This window comes from Micromonospora sp. 067-2 (assembly GCF_046549295.1).
GTDB lineage: Bacteria > Actinomycetota > Actinomycetes > Mycobacteriales > Micromonosporaceae > Micromonospora.
The window spans coordinates 642,766-659,008 of record NZ_JAJPWB010000001.1 but is presented as its reverse complement, the minus strand read 5'-3'; the positions used below and the strand labels follow the sequence as shown (position 1 = coordinate 659,008).

At 69.8% G+C, this 16,243-nt stretch carries 20 protein-coding genes; 10 read left to right on the top strand and 10 right to left on the bottom strand.

The annotated features are described in order from the left end of the window. Window positions 1-5 precede the first annotated feature (5 nt). Window positions 6-575: a suppressor of fused domain protein gene (locus ACLJN9_RS03195; RefSeq protein WP_410809439.1), complete on the top strand. Its 570-nt coding sequence runs from the start codon at window positions 6-8 to the stop codon at window positions 573-575. A gap of 181 nt (window positions 576-756) precedes the next feature. Here the strand turns inward: ACLJN9_RS03195 and ACLJN9_RS03190 are convergent, their stop codons facing one another. Both ACLJN9_RS03190 and ACLJN9_RS03185 read right to left on the bottom strand, forming a co-directional pair. Continuing rightward, window positions 757-1,281 carry an NUDIX domain-containing protein gene (locus ACLJN9_RS03190; protein WP_410809438.1) on the bottom strand — a complete coding sequence of 175 codons (525 nt, stop codon included), beginning with the start codon at window positions 1,279-1,281 and terminating at the stop codon, window positions 757-759. A 298-nt stretch (window positions 1,282-1,579) separates the two neighbouring features. Continuing rightward, window positions 1,580-1,915 (bottom strand): nucleotide pyrophosphohydrolase, encoded by a 336-nt coding sequence (locus ACLJN9_RS03185; RefSeq protein ID WP_410809437.1) that lies wholly within the window; start codon window positions 1,913-1,915, stop codon window positions 1,580-1,582. A gap of 194 nt (window positions 1,916-2,109) precedes the next feature. Between ACLJN9_RS03185 and ACLJN9_RS03180 the strand changes: the two genes are divergently transcribed. Then, window positions 2,110-2,550 (top strand): DUF4240 domain-containing protein, encoded by a 441-nt coding sequence (locus ACLJN9_RS03180; RefSeq protein ID WP_410809436.1) that lies wholly within the window; start codon window positions 2,110-2,112, stop codon window positions 2,548-2,550. Window positions 2,551-2,583: 33 nt separating this feature from the next. On the opposite strand, the gene ACLJN9_RS03175 is transcribed toward ACLJN9_RS03180, so the two are convergent. Both ACLJN9_RS03175 and ACLJN9_RS03170 read right to left on the bottom strand, forming a co-directional pair. Further along, window positions 2,584-3,030, bottom strand: coding sequence for a DUF6069 family protein (locus ACLJN9_RS03175; RefSeq protein ID WP_410809435.1), 447 nt, complete (start codon window positions 3,028-3,030; stop codon window positions 2,584-2,586). A 24-nt stretch (window positions 3,031-3,054) separates the two neighbouring features. Beyond that, complete coding sequence (locus ACLJN9_RS03170; RefSeq protein WP_410809434.1) at window positions 3,055-4,071, bottom strand: RNA polymerase subunit sigma-70; 1,017 nt, start codon at window positions 4,069-4,071, stop codon at window positions 3,055-3,057. A gap of 320 nt (window positions 4,072-4,391) precedes the next feature. Here ACLJN9_RS03170 and ACLJN9_RS03165 point away from each other — a divergent pair, with 320 nt between their 5' ends. Together ACLJN9_RS03165 and ACLJN9_RS03160 are read left to right on the top strand one after the other, a co-directional pair. Continuing rightward, window positions 4,392-4,883 carry a beta-class carbonic anhydrase gene (locus ACLJN9_RS03165; protein WP_410809433.1) on the top strand — a complete coding sequence of 164 codons (492 nt, stop codon included), beginning with the start codon at window positions 4,392-4,394 and terminating at the stop codon, window positions 4,881-4,883. 10 nt (window positions 4,884-4,893) lie between these two features. Further along, a complete protein-coding gene (locus ACLJN9_RS03160) occupies window positions 4,894-5,400 on the top strand; it encodes a DUF4395 domain-containing protein (RefSeq protein WP_410809432.1) in 507 nt (168 codons plus the stop codon). Between the two features lie 23 nt (window positions 5,401-5,423). On the opposite strand, the gene ACLJN9_RS03155 is transcribed toward ACLJN9_RS03160, so the two are convergent. Then, window positions 5,424-6,638: a WD40/YVTN/BNR-like repeat-containing protein gene (locus ACLJN9_RS03155; RefSeq protein ID WP_410809431.1), complete on the bottom strand. Its 1,215-nt coding sequence runs from the start codon at window positions 6,636-6,638 to the stop codon at window positions 5,424-5,426. After that, window positions 6,625-7,146 carry an RNA polymerase sigma factor gene (locus ACLJN9_RS03150; RefSeq protein ID WP_410809430.1) on the bottom strand — a complete coding sequence of 174 codons (522 nt, stop codon included), beginning with the start codon at window positions 7,144-7,146 and terminating at the stop codon, window positions 6,625-6,627. The genes ACLJN9_RS03155 and ACLJN9_RS03150 overlap by 14 nt, the downstream gene beginning before the upstream one ends. A gap of 196 nt (window positions 7,147-7,342) precedes the next feature. Here ACLJN9_RS03150 and ACLJN9_RS03145 point away from each other — a divergent pair, with 196 nt between their 5' ends. The 6 genes from ACLJN9_RS03145 to ACLJN9_RS03120 all read left to right on the top strand — a co-directional run bounded on the left by ACLJN9_RS03145 (window position 7,343) and on the right by ACLJN9_RS03120 (window position 11,716). Next, on the top strand, window positions 7,343-7,735 hold the full coding sequence (locus ACLJN9_RS03145) for a hypothetical protein (protein ID WP_410809429.1): 393 nt from the start codon (window positions 7,343-7,345) through the stop codon (window positions 7,733-7,735). A gap of 13 nt (window positions 7,736-7,748) precedes the next feature. After that, window positions 7,749-9,269, top strand: a complete 1,521-nt coding sequence (locus ACLJN9_RS03140; protein WP_410809428.1) for a hypothetical protein — start codon at window positions 7,749-7,751, stop codon at window positions 9,267-9,269. 87 nt (window positions 9,270-9,356) lie between these two features. Then, a complete protein-coding gene (locus ACLJN9_RS03135; RefSeq protein WP_410809426.1) occupies window positions 9,357-9,512 on the top strand; it encodes a hypothetical protein in 156 nt (51 codons plus the stop codon). A gap of 557 nt (window positions 9,513-10,069) precedes the next feature. Beyond that, window positions 10,070-10,495, top strand: coding sequence for a hypothetical protein (locus ACLJN9_RS03130; RefSeq protein WP_410809425.1), 426 nt, complete (start codon window positions 10,070-10,072; stop codon window positions 10,493-10,495). A 57-nt stretch (window positions 10,496-10,552) separates the two neighbouring features. Further along, on the top strand, window positions 10,553-11,158 hold the full coding sequence (locus ACLJN9_RS03125; protein WP_410809424.1) for a hypothetical protein: 606 nt from the start codon (window positions 10,553-10,555) through the stop codon (window positions 11,156-11,158). Between the two features lie 102 nt (window positions 11,159-11,260). Continuing rightward, the gene (locus ACLJN9_RS03120; protein ID WP_410809423.1) at window positions 11,261-11,716 is read left to right on the top strand and encodes a DUF5990 family protein; all 456 of its coding nucleotides are present in this window, start codon (window positions 11,261-11,263) and stop codon (window positions 11,714-11,716) included. A 67-nt stretch (window positions 11,717-11,783) separates the two neighbouring features. On the opposite strand, the gene ACLJN9_RS03115 is transcribed toward ACLJN9_RS03120, so the two are convergent. The 4 genes from ACLJN9_RS03115 to ACLJN9_RS03100 all read right to left on the bottom strand — a co-directional run bounded on the left by ACLJN9_RS03115 (window position 11,784) and on the right by ACLJN9_RS03100 (window position 16,151). Continuing rightward, a complete protein-coding gene (locus tag ACLJN9_RS03115; RefSeq protein WP_410809422.1) occupies window positions 11,784-12,620 on the bottom strand; it encodes a sugar phosphate isomerase/epimerase family protein in 837 nt (278 codons plus the stop codon). Window positions 12,621-12,947: 327 nt separating this feature from the next. Then, the gene (locus ACLJN9_RS03110; protein WP_410809421.1) at window positions 12,948-13,658 is read right to left on the bottom strand and encodes a carbonic anhydrase; all 711 of its coding nucleotides are present in this window, start codon (window positions 13,656-13,658) and stop codon (window positions 12,948-12,950) included. Window positions 13,659-13,742: 84 nt separating this feature from the next. Then, window positions 13,743-15,785, bottom strand: a complete 2,043-nt coding sequence (locus ACLJN9_RS03105) for a glycogen debranching N-terminal domain-containing protein (RefSeq protein ID WP_410809536.1) — start codon at window positions 15,783-15,785, stop codon at window positions 13,743-13,745. A 12-nt stretch (window positions 15,786-15,797) separates the two neighbouring features. Continuing rightward, entirely contained in the window at window positions 15,798-16,151 is a 354-nt protein-coding gene (locus ACLJN9_RS03100; protein WP_410809420.1) for an SCP2 sterol-binding domain-containing protein, read from the bottom strand. Between the last annotated feature and the right edge of the window lie 92 nt (window positions 16,152-16,243).

The following is a 16,243-nucleotide window of genomic DNA, read 5'->3' as shown; positions in this document are numbered from 1 at the left end:
GATACATGTCGTTACTTGTCGCTCACCTAGAGAGTCGACTTGGCAAGATTCAGGCGGGTTGGACTCGGGATCCAGAGGGCGTGGAACTGCCTTTTCAGGTCGCCGAGTTCAGGGGAGGGGGACAGCTTGTGGGCTCTACGTCGTACTCGACGCTGGGTCTAAGTCGTCATAGCCTTCCCTCTCCGTCGGGCGACCGAGAAATGTCGCTGGAGTTCGTCATGTCGACGCATTCTGCACTAGCCCCGGCTCGGTTCCCCCAATCACTGCAGTTTCTAGCCCAAGATCTACTGCGGCGACATGTTGCAATCCTCCGAGGCCAAACATTCACACTGCCATGGCCAGTGGCGGATGGAAGCGCCATGTCGAACATCTACGCAGCTGTTCCGGGCTACTTTGACGAGGACTTTGACTCCGTCGAACTCGAGGATGGTCGCGGCGTCGCCGTCATCTGGATGATCCCCATATCTGATGCGGAGAACACATTTGTCACGGACTGCGGGTGGGATGCGTTCGAGCGTGAGCTCGTCGAGCGGGATCCGGATCTGCTGGACCTCAATCGCCGGAGTGTCTTCTAATTGATCTTCGGAGAGAACTCACACCACTCTCTCGGCATGATCGAGCGCACCCTGATCGGCTGGAACGTGCACGAAATCGGGTCGATGAGGCGCGTCCACCGTCCGGCTACCGGCGTCCCGCGGTCTTGACGGTCAGTGTCTGGGTGCGGGCGCGCAACCCCGCCTGGGGCGAGCAGCCGAATCAGCGGCTCAATGCGTAGAGGGTCAGCGCGGCCAGCGACGGCGCGTCGACGATGTCACCTGCCAGCACCATGGCACGGATCTGCGTGTCGGTGAACGGCCGGTGCACCATGTCCTGCTCGGTCGTCTCCCGGTCCGGCTCTCCCTCGGTCAGTCCGGTGGCCAGGTAGACGTCGAAACCCTGGGTGGAGAAGCCGTACGCCTCGTACAGGTATCCCAGATGGGTCAACGCCTTCGCGCGCAGCCCGGTCTCCTCGGCCAGTTCCTGACGGGCCAGGGCGGCGGCACCGCCTCCGACCCCGTGTCCCCAACTGCCCTGCGGGAACTCCCAGGCGCGCCGGCCGACCGGGTAGCGGAACTGCTCGACGAGCCAGAAGCCCTCCGCCCAACGCGGCAGGACCAGCGCGGAATCCGGCTTCTCCACCACGCCGTAGACGCCTATCGAGCCGTCCGCATGACGAATGCGGTCCTCCCGGACTGTCATCCAGGCGTTGGTGTAGACGGTCCGGCTGTTCAAGCGCTCCATCGCACGATGCTCGCAGATCATCGCAGTCGGTCGGAAGGTCGTCGTGCGAGTAAGACAAGACCCACCCCTGCGCCCATCGAAACGATCAGTCTCCAACGAAATGAAGCTGAGGACTCCCACGCTAGGGATGCTAGCTCTCTCGGTCTGGCAACCACGATTGGTGTTCTGACCTGGCGAGATGCTGCTCTATACTCATGGCCCTGGAGGCCACCGACATTTCGGTGGAGTGTCAGAAGGAGGCGGCATCGACGGCCACGCCAACGTCGCCTGACGTCGACCGTTGCTTGCGGGCCGTCAGCTACCCGGCCTCGTGCGGGCCACGCGCTTCGAGATGCTTCTCGATCCCTCTGATCATCCGCGTGAACTCCGCAGCCAGGTCAACGCCGTACCGGTCAGCAAGAACCAGTACCGACCAGAGGCAGTCGGCCAGCTCGTGCCCGAGCCGCTCACGAGCGTCAGTGATCTCACGGCGCCCGTCGACAGCCATCACGAGCTTCGCGAGGTCTCCGACGTCACCGACGAACCCCAACGTCAGGTCGCTGGTGCTCCAAGCCCCACGACCGGCGGCGACGTTGTGACGGTCATACAGCTCAGCGATCGACACGGCTCGCATCCGCAAGCTCTCGAGATCCATGACCGAAACGTACTCGGTTCCGGCCCCCGTTCCGTTGATTCGTGCCTACCTGGACCGTCGAGTCCGTACACCCGTGTTTTTCTGGGAGGACGGCGTCCGGGCACGGTACTGCGAATGGCGGCCCCGGACGTGGTCGCCGGTCACCGAGCAGCCGTCGGAACTGTCGGACCGCCGATGAGTGGCTGAGGAGCCCAATGCTTGCAGAAGAGGATTTCTGGCGCCTGGTGGCGGTGGTGGGTGGTCAGCCCGAGGTCCAGGACGACCGGCCGTACGAGCAGTTGACCTCCGATCTGTCGGAGGGTCCGGTGGAGCGGATCATCGAGTTCGCCGAGACGCTTGCCTTCAAGCTCTGGCAACTGGACCGCCGGGAACTCGCTGTGGCTGTCCCACCGGGCGCCGATCAATTGTCTGATGACGGCTTCCTGTATGCGCGCTGCGCGGTCGTGGTGGCCGGCCCAGCGGCCTTTGATGCGGTCCTGGCCGATTCCTCGGCGTTCGAGCGGTTCACCAGTGTGGAGGCTGCCCACGCGGATTCGATCCTGGACGTCGCTTCCAACGCCTACCGGAAGGTGACCGGGAAGGAGTGGGACCACGTCGAGGAGTACGACTACGAAACGGGATCGAACGAGCGGTAGGCCTTCTCCAACCTCGGATGGGTTGCGGAGTCGTCAATCGGTCCGGGTGCGGAGGCCGCGCGCCAGGGTGGGGATCATCACGGTCGCCGGTACGAGGTGTAGCCCCAGGAGGGCGGCGGTGGTGGCGGTGTCCGCCCCGGAGAGCAGGGGCGGGACCAACGAGATCGCGGTCAGCGACACCGCCGTCCACACGAAACGCTGGGCGGGGCGGGCGCTCCACCGGAGAAGAGCGACGGCGATGACGATGCCCACGGCCGAGAAGAAGCCGGTCACCACGGCGAACCCGGGCAACGGGATCGCCTCGCCACCATCGGGGACGTCGAAGTCGACACCGACGGCCTGGGCGAGCGCAGCCGTGAGGGTGGTGGCCACCATCGTCGCGAGCGTGGCAATCAGGCCGGCGCCGACGAGCCCGCGCAGTCTGTGGGTGCTGGTCTGGCCCGGGGCCGCGACGACCCCGGTGTCATTTCTGCTGTTCATGTCGTTCCCCCTCATCGTCTGCGACTACTCCGAGCCGTCCGCAGGCAGGCGCTCGGGCAACCCGAGTCGCGGGAACTGGTCGTCGTGGAAGATGACGATCTCGGTGATCGCCCCGCCGGTGACGCGCAGGACGTCGATCGTCAGCGGCAGGTACGCGCCCTCCCGCTCGCGCCAGAGGTAGAAGGCGACGGCGGGCTGCCGGTTCACCGAGGTGGGGACCGCACGCAGGCCCTTCATGCCCTCGAATCCATCCTCGACCCAGCTGTTGACCACCGCGTCCCGGCCAACCTGCAGGCCCGGTGTGGGCGGCATCGAGCAGCGGACGTCGTCGCGCAGCATGGCGGCGAGCACCTCGATGTCCGTGGCCACGCTGGCGTCGGTGAATCGGCGTACCAGCTCCCGCGTTCCGGCGTCGTCCTCACCGCCGGTCCAGTCCTGCCGCTCGGCGGGCAGGTGCTCCCGCATGCCGGCGCGGGCCCGCTGCAGCGCGCTGTTCACCGAGTTGACGGAGTCTCCGAGGAGTTCCGCGACGTCCTTCGCCGGCCAGCCGAGCACGTCCCGCAGGATCAGCACCGCCCGCGGGCGCGGCGCGAGGTGCTGAACCGCGATGAGGTACGCCAGCTCGATCGTCTCCCGCGCGACGGCAACGGCCTCCGGCTCGTCCGCCTCGCCTGCCGGCAACTCGTCGAGCAGCCGGTCCGGGTAGGGCTGTAGCCACAGCACCTCGCCGCCGGTCGCGGGCTCCGGGCGGCGCTTGGTGAGCAGATCCAGGCAGGCGTTGGTGGCGATCCGGTACAGCCAGGCCCGGAACGTCGACCGCCCCTCGAAGGTCTCCCGTCGCCGCCAGGCACGCAGAAACGTCTCCTGCACGGTGTCCTCGGCGTCCTCGAACGACCCGAGCATCCGGTAGCAGTGCACGTGCAGCTCCCGCCGGTGCCGCTGCGCCAGCCCCGAGAAGGCCGGCTCGTCGACCTCGCCCAGGCTGCTTACGCCCACACCGCTCACGCTCAGCTCCTCCGGCCGCGTGTCCGCACTCATCACGTCATCCTTCCGTCCCGTCGTGTCCTGTCACAGGTGTGACGGGTGCGGGCGTGACAACTCATCACTCCGCGGCGGCCCGACTGCGGGCTCTCGGCGCCACCGCGGTTGCCTCCTCGCCCCGGGCTGACCCGAACCACGCGCCCGCATCCGCAGAGAGGGCATCCGCCTGGGCGAGGCCTGCTCGCCACCGCAGCCTGAATGTGAGACCGGGTCCTGTCGACGGGATTCTGTGTCTCTTAAGCCCTAGTCAACCTACCGAATTGGTAGGTATCTTGGGCGACGTCTACAGCAGTAGCCAGTTCGCGGACGAAGGGGCGACCATGACCGTCACCGATGATCTACTGGCCAACGCCGAGCGTTACGCGGCCACCTTCGAACTCGGTCACCTGCCGCTGCCACCGGCCCGCCAGGTCGCGGTGCTCGCCTGCATGGACGCCCGCCTCAACCCGTACGGCCTGCTCGGTCTTCGCGAGGGTGACGCCCACGTCATCCGCAACGCCGGCGGGGTCGTCACCGCCGACGAGTTGCGCAGTCTGGCGATCAGCCAGCGCCTGCTCGGCACGACCGAGATCATTTTGATCCACCACACCGACTGCGGGATGCTCACCTTCACCGACGACGACTTCAAGAACAGCATCGAGGACGAGGTCGGCCTCAGGCCGCCGTGGGCCGCCGAGGCGTTCAGCGACCTCGACGCGGACGTCCGCCAGTCGGTCCGCAGGATCATCGAGGACCCGTTCATTCCCGTCAAGGACTCTGTCCGGGGTTTCGTCTATGAGGTGGAAAGTGGAAAGCTCCGCGAGGTCAACTGAGCGATCGGCGGTGCGGGGGCTCTTCAGCTTCCCCAACCCGGTCGACGAGGTCTCGGCCCGACTCGTCGCCGGTGGCGTGGTCATCCTGTGCGCCGCCGCGATCATCCTGGACCAGCCGTGGCTGACGCTCGTCATCGCGTACGGCTTCGTGGCCAGGGTGCTCAGCGGGCCGACGCTCAGCCCGCTCGGTCAACTGGTCACCCGGGGGATCAGGCCACTGCTGCGGGTCGCGGCGAAGCCCGTCCCCGGGCCACCGAAACGGTTCGCGCAGGGCATCGGTGCCGTCCTGTCGGTGGTGGCGGCGGTGCTGGTGTTCGGGTTCGGGTTGCGCCTGGCCGGCTACACGGTGCTGGCCGTCCTCGCCGTCGCCGCCACCCTGGAGTCGGTCTTCGCGCTGTGCCTGGGTTGCGTCATGTTCGGCTGGTTGATGCGCGCGGGGCTCATCCCGGAGCCGATCTGCCAGGAGTGCAACGACATCTGGAACCGGAACCGGGGGTCCGCGGCGCGAGCCGGGTGATCGCAGACGTCGACCACCGTTGCTCACCGGGCGAGCGTGAGGCGCGTCCAGGTGGTCGCGTCCGTGGTGAGGACGATGTGGTCCGGCTCGCCGGTCGACCCGTCACTTCTGCCGAAGAGCCAGGCGGACCCGGGTGCGATGCTGACCGAGCCGACGATCAACCCGTACTCCCGGGCGAGCGTGAAGTGCCGCCCGTCGTCCCGGCTGACCAGGATTCGCGCGGAGCGGTCGGAACCCGTGCCGGTACCGACGCTGCTGGCCAGCAGGGATCCGTCGGAACCGACCGTGAGGTCCCAGTACGAATCCTTCGGCAGATCGGTGCCGGTGTCCGTCCAGGTCTTCGCACCGTCCGTGGTCCTGAACAGTCGCAAGCCGCCCGCTGCCGACTGCTCGGTCAGCAGGTAAGCCTCCCGGTCGTCGAGCCCGACAAGCGCCATCGCGCTCGCGCCGACCACCTCCCAGGTGTTCCAGGTCGCCCCCCGGTCGATGCTGCGGGCGACGGTCGCGGCCGAGGAGCCCAGCCTCATCTGGTACGACGCCCAGAGCGTGCCGTCCCGGCTGGGGTAGAGGCCGAAGAGTGGACGCCAGGACGGTGCCCTGCCGGCGAGCCGGTAGACGGCCCCGGACGACGGGTCCACCGCCAGCGGCTCCCGCAGCGCTCCGCAGCCGAACACGCCGAACACGCAGAAGGCCGGCCGAGCCGTCGCCGGGAACGAGGGAACAGGTGTGATCGCCTGCTCACCGTCCTGCCAGGTGCGGCCGTAGTCGGTGGAGAGACGGAGCAGTCCCGCATCGTTGACCAGGTAGGACCGGTCGCTGAGGACGGAGAATGTCAGGTTGGCCGTCGCCGGGTCGGAGCTGGCCTGGCAGCGGGTGGCCTGGATCCGGACCGCGTTCCCGTCCGACCAGCTCCGGCCGCCGTCGTCGGTGAGGAAGAAGCGCAGGAGGCAGCCTTCCCTGTGCACGTCGACTCCGGAGCCAGGACCGGTCGACGTGAAGTCGTCGTAGTGTTCGGGACGGGGCGACGGCCCGCCCGGCGGTGCCGGGTTGGCTCGCTCCGGCCCGTTCACGAGTGGTACGAGCGCCACGCCGGCCACTGCCACCACCGCTGTCACCGCCACCGCCACCAGTCGACGCCGACGGGACCTGGCAGCGGACCGCAGATCATCGAACGGTGGTTGTCGGACGGCCTCGGTGAGGCTGGCGACGTCGAATCCAGCGAACTCACGACCGGACATCGATCCCCCCGGATTCCGTAGAGGCGGTGGTCTCGGAGTCGGCGAGCAGCGCCGCCAGGGCGTGCCGGCCGCGGGAGAGCCGCGACTTCACCGTCCCGGGCGAGACGCCCAACGTGGCGGCGATCTCGTCCACCGGCAGGTCGACGAGGTAGTGCAGGGCCAGGGCCTGCCGCTGCCCCTCGGGCAGCCCGCGCAGCGCGGCGAGCAGGGCAAGGTGCTCCGGCGAGTGGTCCGCGACGGCCGGCGGCGGGCCGATCCGACGCAGCAACCCATCGAGTACGCGCCGACGTCGGTATCGGCTGCGCGCCTCGTTCACCGCGACCCGGCGCAGCCACGCCTCCGGGTTCTCCAGCTCAGCGAAGCGCCGAGGCGCCATCAGTGCCTTGGTGAACGCCTCCTGGACCGCTTCCTGCGCCTCGTTCACGTCGCCCGTCATCGCGTACAGCTGGACCACCAGACGTCGGTAACAGCCGGCGTAGAGCTCGGAGATCAGATCACCGTCGGACACCGCCACCCCCCTTCTCCATGATTCACACCGATGGGGCGGGGAGAAGGTTCCGTCGAGCGTCTGGATGTCGCGCCGGGCGACGTCCACAGTGTGGAACATGGTCGATGGCATGGGCGCGCGGCAGCGCGATCCGGCGCGGGTACTCCCGGAGGCGTCGAGGATGGTGCAATAGGGCCATCGTGGTGGCGCATCGCTGATGGAGGATCGAGTGGACGGTGCGGAGTTGCTTCTCGCAGCCCTGACGGTGGGTGCCACGACGGGGGTCACCGACGCGACCAGCGCCCTCGTCCGGGATGGCGCCCTCAACCTTCGGAATCTGGTGCGGCACAGGCTGACCGGTCGCGGTCAGGAGGCGCTGCGGTCGCTGGAGGCCGACGGGGGCGGTTCGGCCATCTGGCAGGTCCGCCTCGCCGAGGATCTCATCCGCGCCGGCGTCGACCGGGACGAGCAGGTCCTCGGCGTCGCGCGGGACCTGTTGGCGCGGGCCGAGGCCGCCGGCGGGCGGACCGAGATCGGGCAGGTCGACGCGCGGGGGGCGCAGGGCCTTCAGCTCGGCAGCGGCAACACCCAGCACAACACCTTCAACTGAGGCGGGTGGACAGATGGGCGGCAGCGGCCAGCCGGAGGACAGCCGGTCGCGAGGTGTCGACGCCCACGACGCCCGGGGCGTGCAGATCGGCGACAACAACGTCCAGCACAACACGTACGGCCCGGTGGTGCGCTCGGCGTACCTGGCGGAGGTCCGCCGGAAGGCCCCGGCCCGGCTGCTGGGCCGGGAGGCCGACCTGGCGCGGCTCGCAGCCTTCTGCGCGGGCGACGGGCTGGACGCCTACCTGCGGTGGGAGGCCGACCCCGGGTCCGGAATGACGGCACTGCTGTCCTGGTTCGTGCTGCATCCACCGCCGGGCGTACGGGTGGTGTCGTACCTCGTCGTCGCGGGCCGCAGCGAACGGGAGAACCGCGACGCGTACGTCGACGTGGTGCTGGAGCAGCTGGTCGAGCTGACCGACGCCTCGATGCCGGGCTACCTGACCGGGTCGACCCGCGAGGCGCACCTGTTGGGTCGGTACGCGGAGGCGGCCCAGGCGTGCGCACGGCGTGGCGAACGGTTGGTGCTGGTCGTCGACGGGCTGGATCAACGGCGGAACGCGTCCGGCATCGCGACGCTGTTACCGGACCACCTGGTCGGCGGGTTGCGGGTGGTGCTCGCCACCGACACCGGCTGGCGGACCCCCGCCGATCTGCCACCGCGTCACCCGCTCCGTGAGCCGAGCCGTGCCCGACTCCTGTCGCCGTTCGTCGGACCGGCGGAGGAGGCCCGGCGCAGGGCGGACCAGGCCCGGCGGGACGACGAGCGCGGCCGCTGGGAGTCCGAGCGGCACAGCGCCGCGGACGAACGCCGGAACGCGCAGCAGCGGGTGGACCAGTGGCGGTCGGCCGAGGCGGCGCGGACCACCCCAGCGGCCCGTGCGGCGGCCGTGCGGCGGGCACTGGTGTTCGTCGGCGGATGGACGAGCGCACTCGTGTTACTCGCCTGCCTGGCGAGCGCCTGGTACGACCTGCGGGTCGCGGGCATTCTGAGTGCCCAGATCGTGGCGGGCGGGATAGGTGCCACGCTCGGGCTCGCGCCGGCCGCGTTCCGGCTCGGTGCGGCGTACGCGCCGGCGCCGCGGTCGCCCGCCGCCTGGTGTGCGTCGCCCCGGGCCATGGTGATCCGCGGCGGTGCCGCGCTGGCCGCCGGCTGGTTGGCAGGGGCGGGTGCGGCCGACTACCTCGACGCCCGCGATGACAGGCTGCTGGAACGGGCCCTGGGCCTGGGCGGGGCCGTGCCCAGCTTCGAGGAGGCAGTGGCGGTCATCTTCCTGGTGCTGGTCGCGCTTGGCTGTGGGGCGGCCGGTCTGCACATCGCCAGGACGGCCATCGGTCCATGGCTCGATCGGCACCGGGCGGGGGAGCACGAGTACCGGGCAGCCACCGACGCGGTGACGGCCGCCGCCGAGTACGAAGCCCAGGCGGCGATGGCCGCCGACGCGATGTCCGCGAAACCAGCGGACCGGGCTCGGGCGTACCAGGAAGTGCTGGCCCGGCTGGCGGGCCAGGGCCGCCGCCAACCGCCGCGGTGAGGCCGGACCATCAGCACGCCTCGACCGTTGGCCAGGCGGCAGGCGGGTGGGGTGCCCTGCATGAGCTCGGCGGCGGTTGGCAGGTACATGCCTGCGGTCGTGACGCTCGGCGACCTCACCGCGATGATGGCAGCGGACGAGCACCACCGGTACGAGATCGGCCCCGAGGGAGTCGTCTCGATCATGCCGCCGCCGGCATCCCGCAGTACCCGGCAGAACACGACCTCGGCTGACTCACCGTAAACCCGTCCGCAGCCACTGCTGTCGTCAGCCACCGGCACCACCGCCCTCCGGGCAGCGCCGGAGGGCGGCAACGGAGGGCGGCAACGGAGGCACCGGTTCCCCGTGCCCTGCCCACGAGTTCTTCGGCCTGCGTTCCTCGTGCTCGGTTGCGGAGCTCACGTCCTGTCCATGTCCGGTCGAGCGCCCGTCGTGACCGGTCCAACGCGGACGTGGCTGTTCCCCGGGTACGGGGAAGCACCTCCCTCGGTGCAGGGATCTCCTCGGCATGCCGTTCGGGCAGGGTGATCCCGGGATGAGCCGATGCTCGCCACCGAGACGGAGATGCCACCATGACTCACCGAATCGCCGTCGACGCGGCGCCCCGTACGCCACCGGCACCGCCCTGGGCACGCAGAGCCGGGCACGTCGCGTGGATCGCCCCCGTACTGGGGTTCATACCGTTGCACGTTCCGTGGATTCTCGGTGTACCGATGTTCGCCAATCGCGGTCCCTTCCGCGAGTGGTACCACGGTCGCGGGCCTGGTGCCGGTGATCACCCGGTCAACGGTTTCCTGGGCATGCCGGCCGGCGCTTTCTATCTGGGACTCCTGTGCGTCCTCGCCGGGCTCGGCGGTGTCCTGGCGCTGGGACTCATCAAGGACTGGGGACTGGTCTTCCCCCGGTGGGTGCCGTGGCTACGCGGGCGCCGGGTGCCTCCGTGTCTGCCGTTGACGCCGACGGTGGCGGGATCCGCCGTGCTGATCGGCTATTCGGCGACCCTGCCCTGGCAGTTCGCGGCCGACCTGCCCCGGGCCAGCTCGCAGGACATCTTCACCCCGACCGGTGTCCTGATCGGTCTGCCGCTCCTTCTGGCATGGACGGTTGCGCTGCCCCTGGCGGGTTGGTCCTACTACCGCCGCACCCGTCCTGGCGCCACCGCGAGCCCTCGCCGACGAGAACCTCGGGCTGGATCAGCAACCGAAGCGGCACGCGCACCGAGTTGAGCGCAAGCCGGGTTCAACTGGAATCATCTGTGCGACGCCGTGGATGGGAGGAGCCCGATGGGGCAGTCAGAAGGTTCCGCTGTTCCGGCCGGGCAGGGCGGCGGTTCCCGCTGGACGCCGGTCGCTTCGATCCTCATCGCGCTGGCGGGGTTGGTCGTCTCGATCGTCGGTGCCGTCCTCCTACGCCGCGGCGATGAGCTGGGCCGGCTCGCCGGTCCGCCGCTGCTCATCGTCGGTCAGCTCGGTCTGGCGTTCGCCATGCAGAGGGCCACGACGGCCAGAGCCGAGCATTTCGCTGCAGCGGGTGTCCCGACGGAATGGACCCGCCCCGCTGTTCGCGGCGTCACCGCCGTCGATCTTCGTCGGTGGGACAACACGATCCGCGACCTGCGGGAGCCGTGGCCGGGCGACAGCAAGCTGTCGACCGCAGCCCGCGCCCGGGCCGAGGGGCTGCCCTTCATCGTGTTCCCGGCCGTCCTGTCGCTGGTCGTCGCCGTCGTCGGCGTCGCGCTCGGCAGTGCAGAGCCGACGTCCGTATCGACGGTCGCCGGGTTCCCCAACATCGCCATCGGGCTACTACTCTGTGTGGCGGCTATCCGCTATGTGGTTGACGGACGCCGCGCCCGCGCCTACCTGGCCCGGTTCCCGGCGCCCACCTCCTAGCGCCAGGTCACGTTGGCCGACCGACGCCGCAGCCACTGATCCTTCGGGCCGACCGACGCCGCAGCCACTGATCCTTCGGGCCGGGAAACTAGAGTCGGTGGCATGCGGATCCGGATCGAGGGCAGCGATCTTCCGGGGCGGCGCGTCGGTGCCGAATCCGACGCGCTGCGCCTCGGCAACGTGCACGTCGGGATCCAGCGCAAGGCCGAGGTGGTCGATCGGGTACCGGCCGACGCGGCGACGGCGACGTGGCGCTTCGACGTGTCCAGTCGGGAGATCGACGGGGTGCTGGATGTCGGCGGACCGTGGGTGCACGGGCGCCCCGGAGCGCGTTTCCTGTATCTGAGCTGGGGCGCGGTGACCGACGACAGCTTCGCGATGTTCAGACGGGCGAAGCTGATGTTCACCGACATCCCGACCGCGCTGCTTCGTGCCGCACACGACGACCGGGGGATCCTGGTCGGCCGCCTCGGGTTGACTGACACCACCGGCGGCCCGCTCTGCGCCCGGGTCCACCCTCCCGCCATCGCATGGACGCTCGGGACCGCCGGCGAGTGAGCGACGCCGATCGGCCTCCGGGGAGGCCCCGGTACGGCAGCGCCGACGTCCACTCGCAGGCGTGCCGCTACAGCAGTCGGTCGAGCTGGCGGGCCGTCGCCGACCCGATCGCCTCCGCCGTCATCGCGTCGAAGTCCGGCGAGAAGATCTCCAGACCGACGTTGTTGAGCCCGCCCGTCTGACGCAGAATGCCCACGATCTCCTCGACCGGGAAGTCGCCCTCGCCCGGCACGCGCCGGTTGTTGAGCCCGTCCTCGATCATCGACTTGTCCGGCGGCAGCTCCGCGGTGGCGTCGCAGAGCTGAACCCCGGTGATCTTCGCCCCGGGAATCGTCCGCAGCAGGTCGTCGTCGGGCCGGCCGCGCAGATAGTGCCACAGATCGAGGACGATGCCGCTGTTGGTCGCACCGGCGCCCTCCACGATCGCCCATGCCGTGCGCAGGTCCGGGATCCCGAAGACCGCGATGAACTCCAGGTCGCAGCGCAGCCCCTCGGTCGCCGCCCGCTCGCAGAGCTGGCCGAAGGCGTCGACCAGCTGCGGTACGCCGTAGCGGCCGGCAGGGAAGCCCGCCCACGCGGTGAACGACTCCACCCCGAGCGCGCCCGCCATGCGAAAGAAGTCGTCCTGGTCGAACGAGATCGTCTCGAGAGGGAAGGCGGCAAGCGCCGGCTTCCACTCATCGACCCAACGGACCAGCGGGTCGAGGTGGGTGATGCGAACCCCCGCGTCGGACGCCATGGTGAGCATGTCGCGCGTGGTGATCCCGCTTCCCAGCCACCCGACGTAGTCGAACGGGGTGACGGCCAGAGCGTCGCAGCGTGCTCGTGCCGCGGCGGCGAGTTGCTCCGAGAGCGGTAGCGCGCGCACCGTGCCGTTCCACATCATCCTGCGGCCGTTGCTCACCCCGGACCTCCTCGGATCGCGACGGTGGTGCCATTCCCGCTGGTGGGCGTGGCATAACGCGGGTGCCCGCCGTGCGGAGGAAGAGCCCGTTCGTGCACCGATGAGCCAGCGAGCCCGATTCCCGGCGGCGGCTTCCGCCGGCCGGATGCGAGGCTGTGACCATGACTTCTCTAGCTCGCCGCGTCCACGACGCCTGCCATCTGAGCTGACGGGGCTGCCGGCGGTGCTCGTGCGACAGCAGGCAGAGGAGTACGGGAGATGGGGGCGCCTTCCGGTCAGCCTGGCCGCCCACACTCTCGGAGGCGGCCAGGGTGACCGGGTCGACCGTCAGGCCACCAGCGAGATCCGCCCGTCGTCCAGGTCGTAGCGGGCGCCCACGACCCGCAGGGTGCCCTCGTGCACCTTCTCCGCGATGATCGTGCTGCGGGCGGAGAGCGCCGCGACCTGGGCCGCGATGTTGGCCCGGACCCCGTTCTCCACCGGATCGCCGGGCTGGTCGAGCACCGGCTCGACGATCGGGCGCAGGCTGTCCACGATGGTGCCGATGTGACCGGGTGCCGTACCGCCGCTGCGAATGGCGTTGATGGTGGCGGTGATCGCGCCGCAGCGCTCGTGGCCGAGGACGACGATCAGCAGGCTGCCGAACTCCTCCACCGCGAACTCGATGCTGCCCAGCAGCAGGTCGTCGACGATGTTGCCGGCCACGCGGTTGTCGAACAGGTCACCCAGCCCCTGGTCGAACAGCACCTCGGGGGCCACCCGGGAGTCCGCGCAGCCGACGGTGATGGCGAAGGGGTGCTGACCGGCGGCGAGCCGGTGCAGGTCGGCCAGGCCCTGGTGCGGGTGCCGACCGTGGCCGGTGGTGAATCGCCGGTTGCCGGCGCGCAGCCGGTGCAACGCCTCGGCCGGCGTACCGACCGGATTGTCGGCCGGAGCGGCGGCGGCCGCGGACGGGCTGGCCGCGGCGGCGCCGATCGCGACGGCGGCGGCGCCACCGGCTGTCAACAGTGCACGGCGGGACAGGGGGGAACGTGCCACGATGATCTCCCGGAAGGTGAGGCGACTGCGTCCTTCCTACCAGGCGTCCATCCACAATGGTGATCAGTCATGGCCGATCTCACGTCATTCCTGATCGGGGCGCCGGCGGGCGAAGGCGTCGAGCCTGCCCCAGCGGCCGGGGATGTCCAGCAGCGCGATCCGTGCGAAGGCGGACGGCAGCGCCGGGTTCACGGCCAGGTGGTCCTCGTGCGGATCGAGGCCGAGCATGGTCCGCAGGAGCAGCATGGACGCCCCACTCGACCACGCCTGCGGGCTGCCGGCGGTCGGGTAGCGGACCGGGTATCGGGTGGTGTGGCGGTCGAACCCGCCGAAGGCCTCGGGAAGCCGACCCTGGAAGTAGGTGGCCGCTCCGAGGATGCCCTCGGCGATGCGGCCCGCCTCGCTGACGAACCCGTACCGACGCAGGCCCCAGGCGATGAACGAGTTGTCGAACGGCCAGACCGTGCCGTTGTGGTAGCCGAGGGGGTTGTAGCGGCCCTGCCCCTCGGCGAGGGTGCGCACGCCCCAGCCGGAGAAGAGGGCCGGACCCATCAGGTGCTCGACGACCCGCGCGGCCCGCTCCTGCGGCACGATGCCGCTCCACAGCAGGTGCCCGATGTTCGAGGACAGGCTGTCGACCGGGGTGCCGTCGCCGTCGAGCGCGAGGGCGTAGTAGCCACGGTCGTCGAGCCAGAAGTCCCGGTTGAAGCGGTCGTACAACGCCGCCGCCTCGCGTTCCAGCCGGTCGGCGTAGTCGGGGTCGCCCCAGACGGTACGGGCCAGCCGCGCCCCCCGGATCTTGGCGTCGTAGGCGTACCCCTGCACCTCGCAGGTGGCCCTCGGGAAGCCCGGCAGCCGTCCGTCGGCGTAGGAGATGCTGTCCCAGGAGTCCTTCCAGCACTGGTTGTCCAAACCGGTGGCGCGATTGCGTCTCTGGTACGAGACGTAGCCGGTGGAGGTCAGGTCGGCGTACTCGTCGATCCACGCCAGGGCCGCGCGAGCCTCCTGCTCCAGCTCGGTCACCAGCGCCGTGTCGCCACTCCACCGTTCGTACTCGTCGAGCAGCACCACGAACAGCGGGGAGGCGTCGACCGTGCCGTAGTAGGGGGAGTGCGGTTGCTCCTCGAACGCGGCCGACTCGCCGTAGCGCAGCTCGTGCAGGATCCGACCGGGGTCCTCCTCCAGCACGTCGTCGCTGCGGGCGCCCTGCAGCGAGGCGAGGATCCGCAGCGTCGGCGGCGTCAGCGACGGTGTGACGGGCAGGGTCTGCAGGCAGGTCAGCAGGCTGTCCCGGCCGAACAGGGTCATGAACCAGGGCAGCCCGGCCGCCGGCACGCTCGCGCCGCCGAGCGAGAGCGGGGCGAAGCGCAGCGCCGCCAGGTCGACCAGGCTGCGGCGGTACAGCTGCTGCAGCGTGGCGCTCTCGGTGTCCAGTTTCGGAGCCGCCGCGACCCACGCCTGCACGCTCTCCGGCAGGGTGGAGTCGTCCGGTCGTAGCGCCCTCAGGGTGGACCGGAAGTCGAAGCCGTCCGGCCGCAGCGCCCGCATGACCACCTGCAGCTGCGTGGACCACTGCTCCCCGGGCCGCAGCCGCGCCGCGAACCGAAGCCCGTGCGGCTCGAAGGTGGCCGGCTCGCTGGCCGTGACGGCAACCTCGCGGCGGTACGTGCCGCGCCGATAACCCAGCCGCAGCTCGTTGCCGTCGACGTGGCTGTAGTGACTGCCGACCTTGTCCTGGATGTCGAACTTGATCTCGAAGATGTCGGCGAAGTCGGCCGCCACCTCGAGTCGCACGTCGAGGTCGACGTCCTGCTGGCCATAGTTGAAGATCGTCAGCGACTCGGTCAGGTCCGGGCCGATCCGTCGCCGCCGGATCGCCGACACGTCCGCCTGCACATAGTCGACCGCCCCGCCGGGCACCACGAAGAACGTCGCCGCGTAGTACTCGCTGTCGTCCACCGACAGCGCGTTCAACCGTTCGCCGTTGAGGGTGAGCACCCAGCGGGACAGATAACGGGTGTCCGCGGCGAACAGCCCGACCGGTGTGGCCGGCGACGACTCCACGTCGCCACTGGCATCGGAGACGATGAAGGTGTTGCCGTCGAGGCACTGCACGGTCCCCGGAATGTCCCTCATCGGCTACGTCCCGCCGTCGGAATCGGCCTGCTCCGACACCCGCGGAAAGAGTCGCCCGATTCGCAGCGCCATCGCGAGGTCACCGTCGACCAGGATCTCGCCGCGGGTGATCGCGGCCAGGCCGTTCACCTCACCCCGCGCCATCGCCTCCGCGACGTCGGCGGACACCCGGATGACGGTTCCGGCCGGATCAGCGCTCTGCGTCACCCGCATCCGACCGTGGTCGATGTTGAGGAGCCACTGTTCGATCCGGTCCCCGTCCCCGATGTCGAATCGCACACTTCCCGACACGTTGCTGAACCGTGGGTCCTGGCCAGCAGCCGTCAACCGCTCGAAGAAGGCACTGGTCGCCGTCATCCGACCCTCCCCGGGCGCTGGTAGGAGCGCGCTCCGGCTACCCGCTGCGGGTGGCGGTTAACGTCGTTTGCGCCCAGGGAGCACGGGAACTC

What these genes read in the sequence shown, in the direction of transcription:
- ACLJN9_RS03195 (WP_410809439.1), top strand. Translation starts at nt 6, where the DNA reads ATGTCGTTACTTGTCGCTCACCTAGAGAGTCGACTTGGCAAGATTCAG.
- ACLJN9_RS03190 (WP_410809438.1), bottom strand. Translation starts at nt 1,281, where the DNA reads ATGGAGCGCTTGAACAGCCGGACCGTCTACACCAACGCCTGGATGACA.
- ACLJN9_RS03185 (WP_410809437.1), bottom strand. Translation starts at nt 1,915, where the DNA reads ATGGATCTCGAGAGCTTGCGGATGCGAGCCGTGTCGATCGCTGAGCTG.
- ACLJN9_RS03180 (WP_410809436.1), top strand. Translation starts at nt 2,110, where the DNA reads ATGCTTGCAGAAGAGGATTTCTGGCGCCTGGTGGCGGTGGTGGGTGGT.
- ACLJN9_RS03175 (WP_410809435.1), bottom strand. Translation starts at nt 3,030, where the DNA reads ATGAACAGCAGAAATGACACCGGGGTCGTCGCGGCCCCGGGCCAGACC.
- ACLJN9_RS03165 (WP_410809433.1), top strand. Translation starts at nt 4,392, where the DNA reads ATGACCGTCACCGATGATCTACTGGCCAACGCCGAGCGTTACGCGGCC.
- ACLJN9_RS03155 (WP_410809431.1), bottom strand. Translation starts at nt 6,638, where the DNA reads ATGTCCGGTCGTGAGTTCGCTGGATTCGACGTCGCCAGCCTCACCGAG.
- ACLJN9_RS03145 (WP_410809429.1), top strand. Translation starts at nt 7,343, where the DNA reads ATGGAGGATCGAGTGGACGGTGCGGAGTTGCTTCTCGCAGCCCTGACG.
- ACLJN9_RS03140 (WP_410809428.1), top strand. Translation starts at nt 7,749, where the DNA reads ATGGGCGGCAGCGGCCAGCCGGAGGACAGCCGGTCGCGAGGTGTCGAC.
- ACLJN9_RS03135 (WP_410809426.1), top strand. Translation starts at nt 9,357, where the DNA reads ATGCCTGCGGTCGTGACGCTCGGCGACCTCACCGCGATGATGGCAGCG.
- ACLJN9_RS03130 (WP_410809425.1), top strand. Translation starts at nt 10,070, where the DNA reads ATGCCGGCCGGCGCTTTCTATCTGGGACTCCTGTGCGTCCTCGCCGGG.
- ACLJN9_RS03125 (WP_410809424.1), top strand. Translation starts at nt 10,553, where the DNA reads ATGGGGCAGTCAGAAGGTTCCGCTGTTCCGGCCGGGCAGGGCGGCGGT.
- ACLJN9_RS03120 (WP_410809423.1), top strand. Translation starts at nt 11,261, where the DNA reads ATGCGGATCCGGATCGAGGGCAGCGATCTTCCGGGGCGGCGCGTCGGT.
- ACLJN9_RS03100 (WP_410809420.1), bottom strand. Translation starts at nt 16,151, where the DNA reads ATGACGGCGACCAGTGCCTTCTTCGAGCGGTTGACGGCTGCTGGCCAG.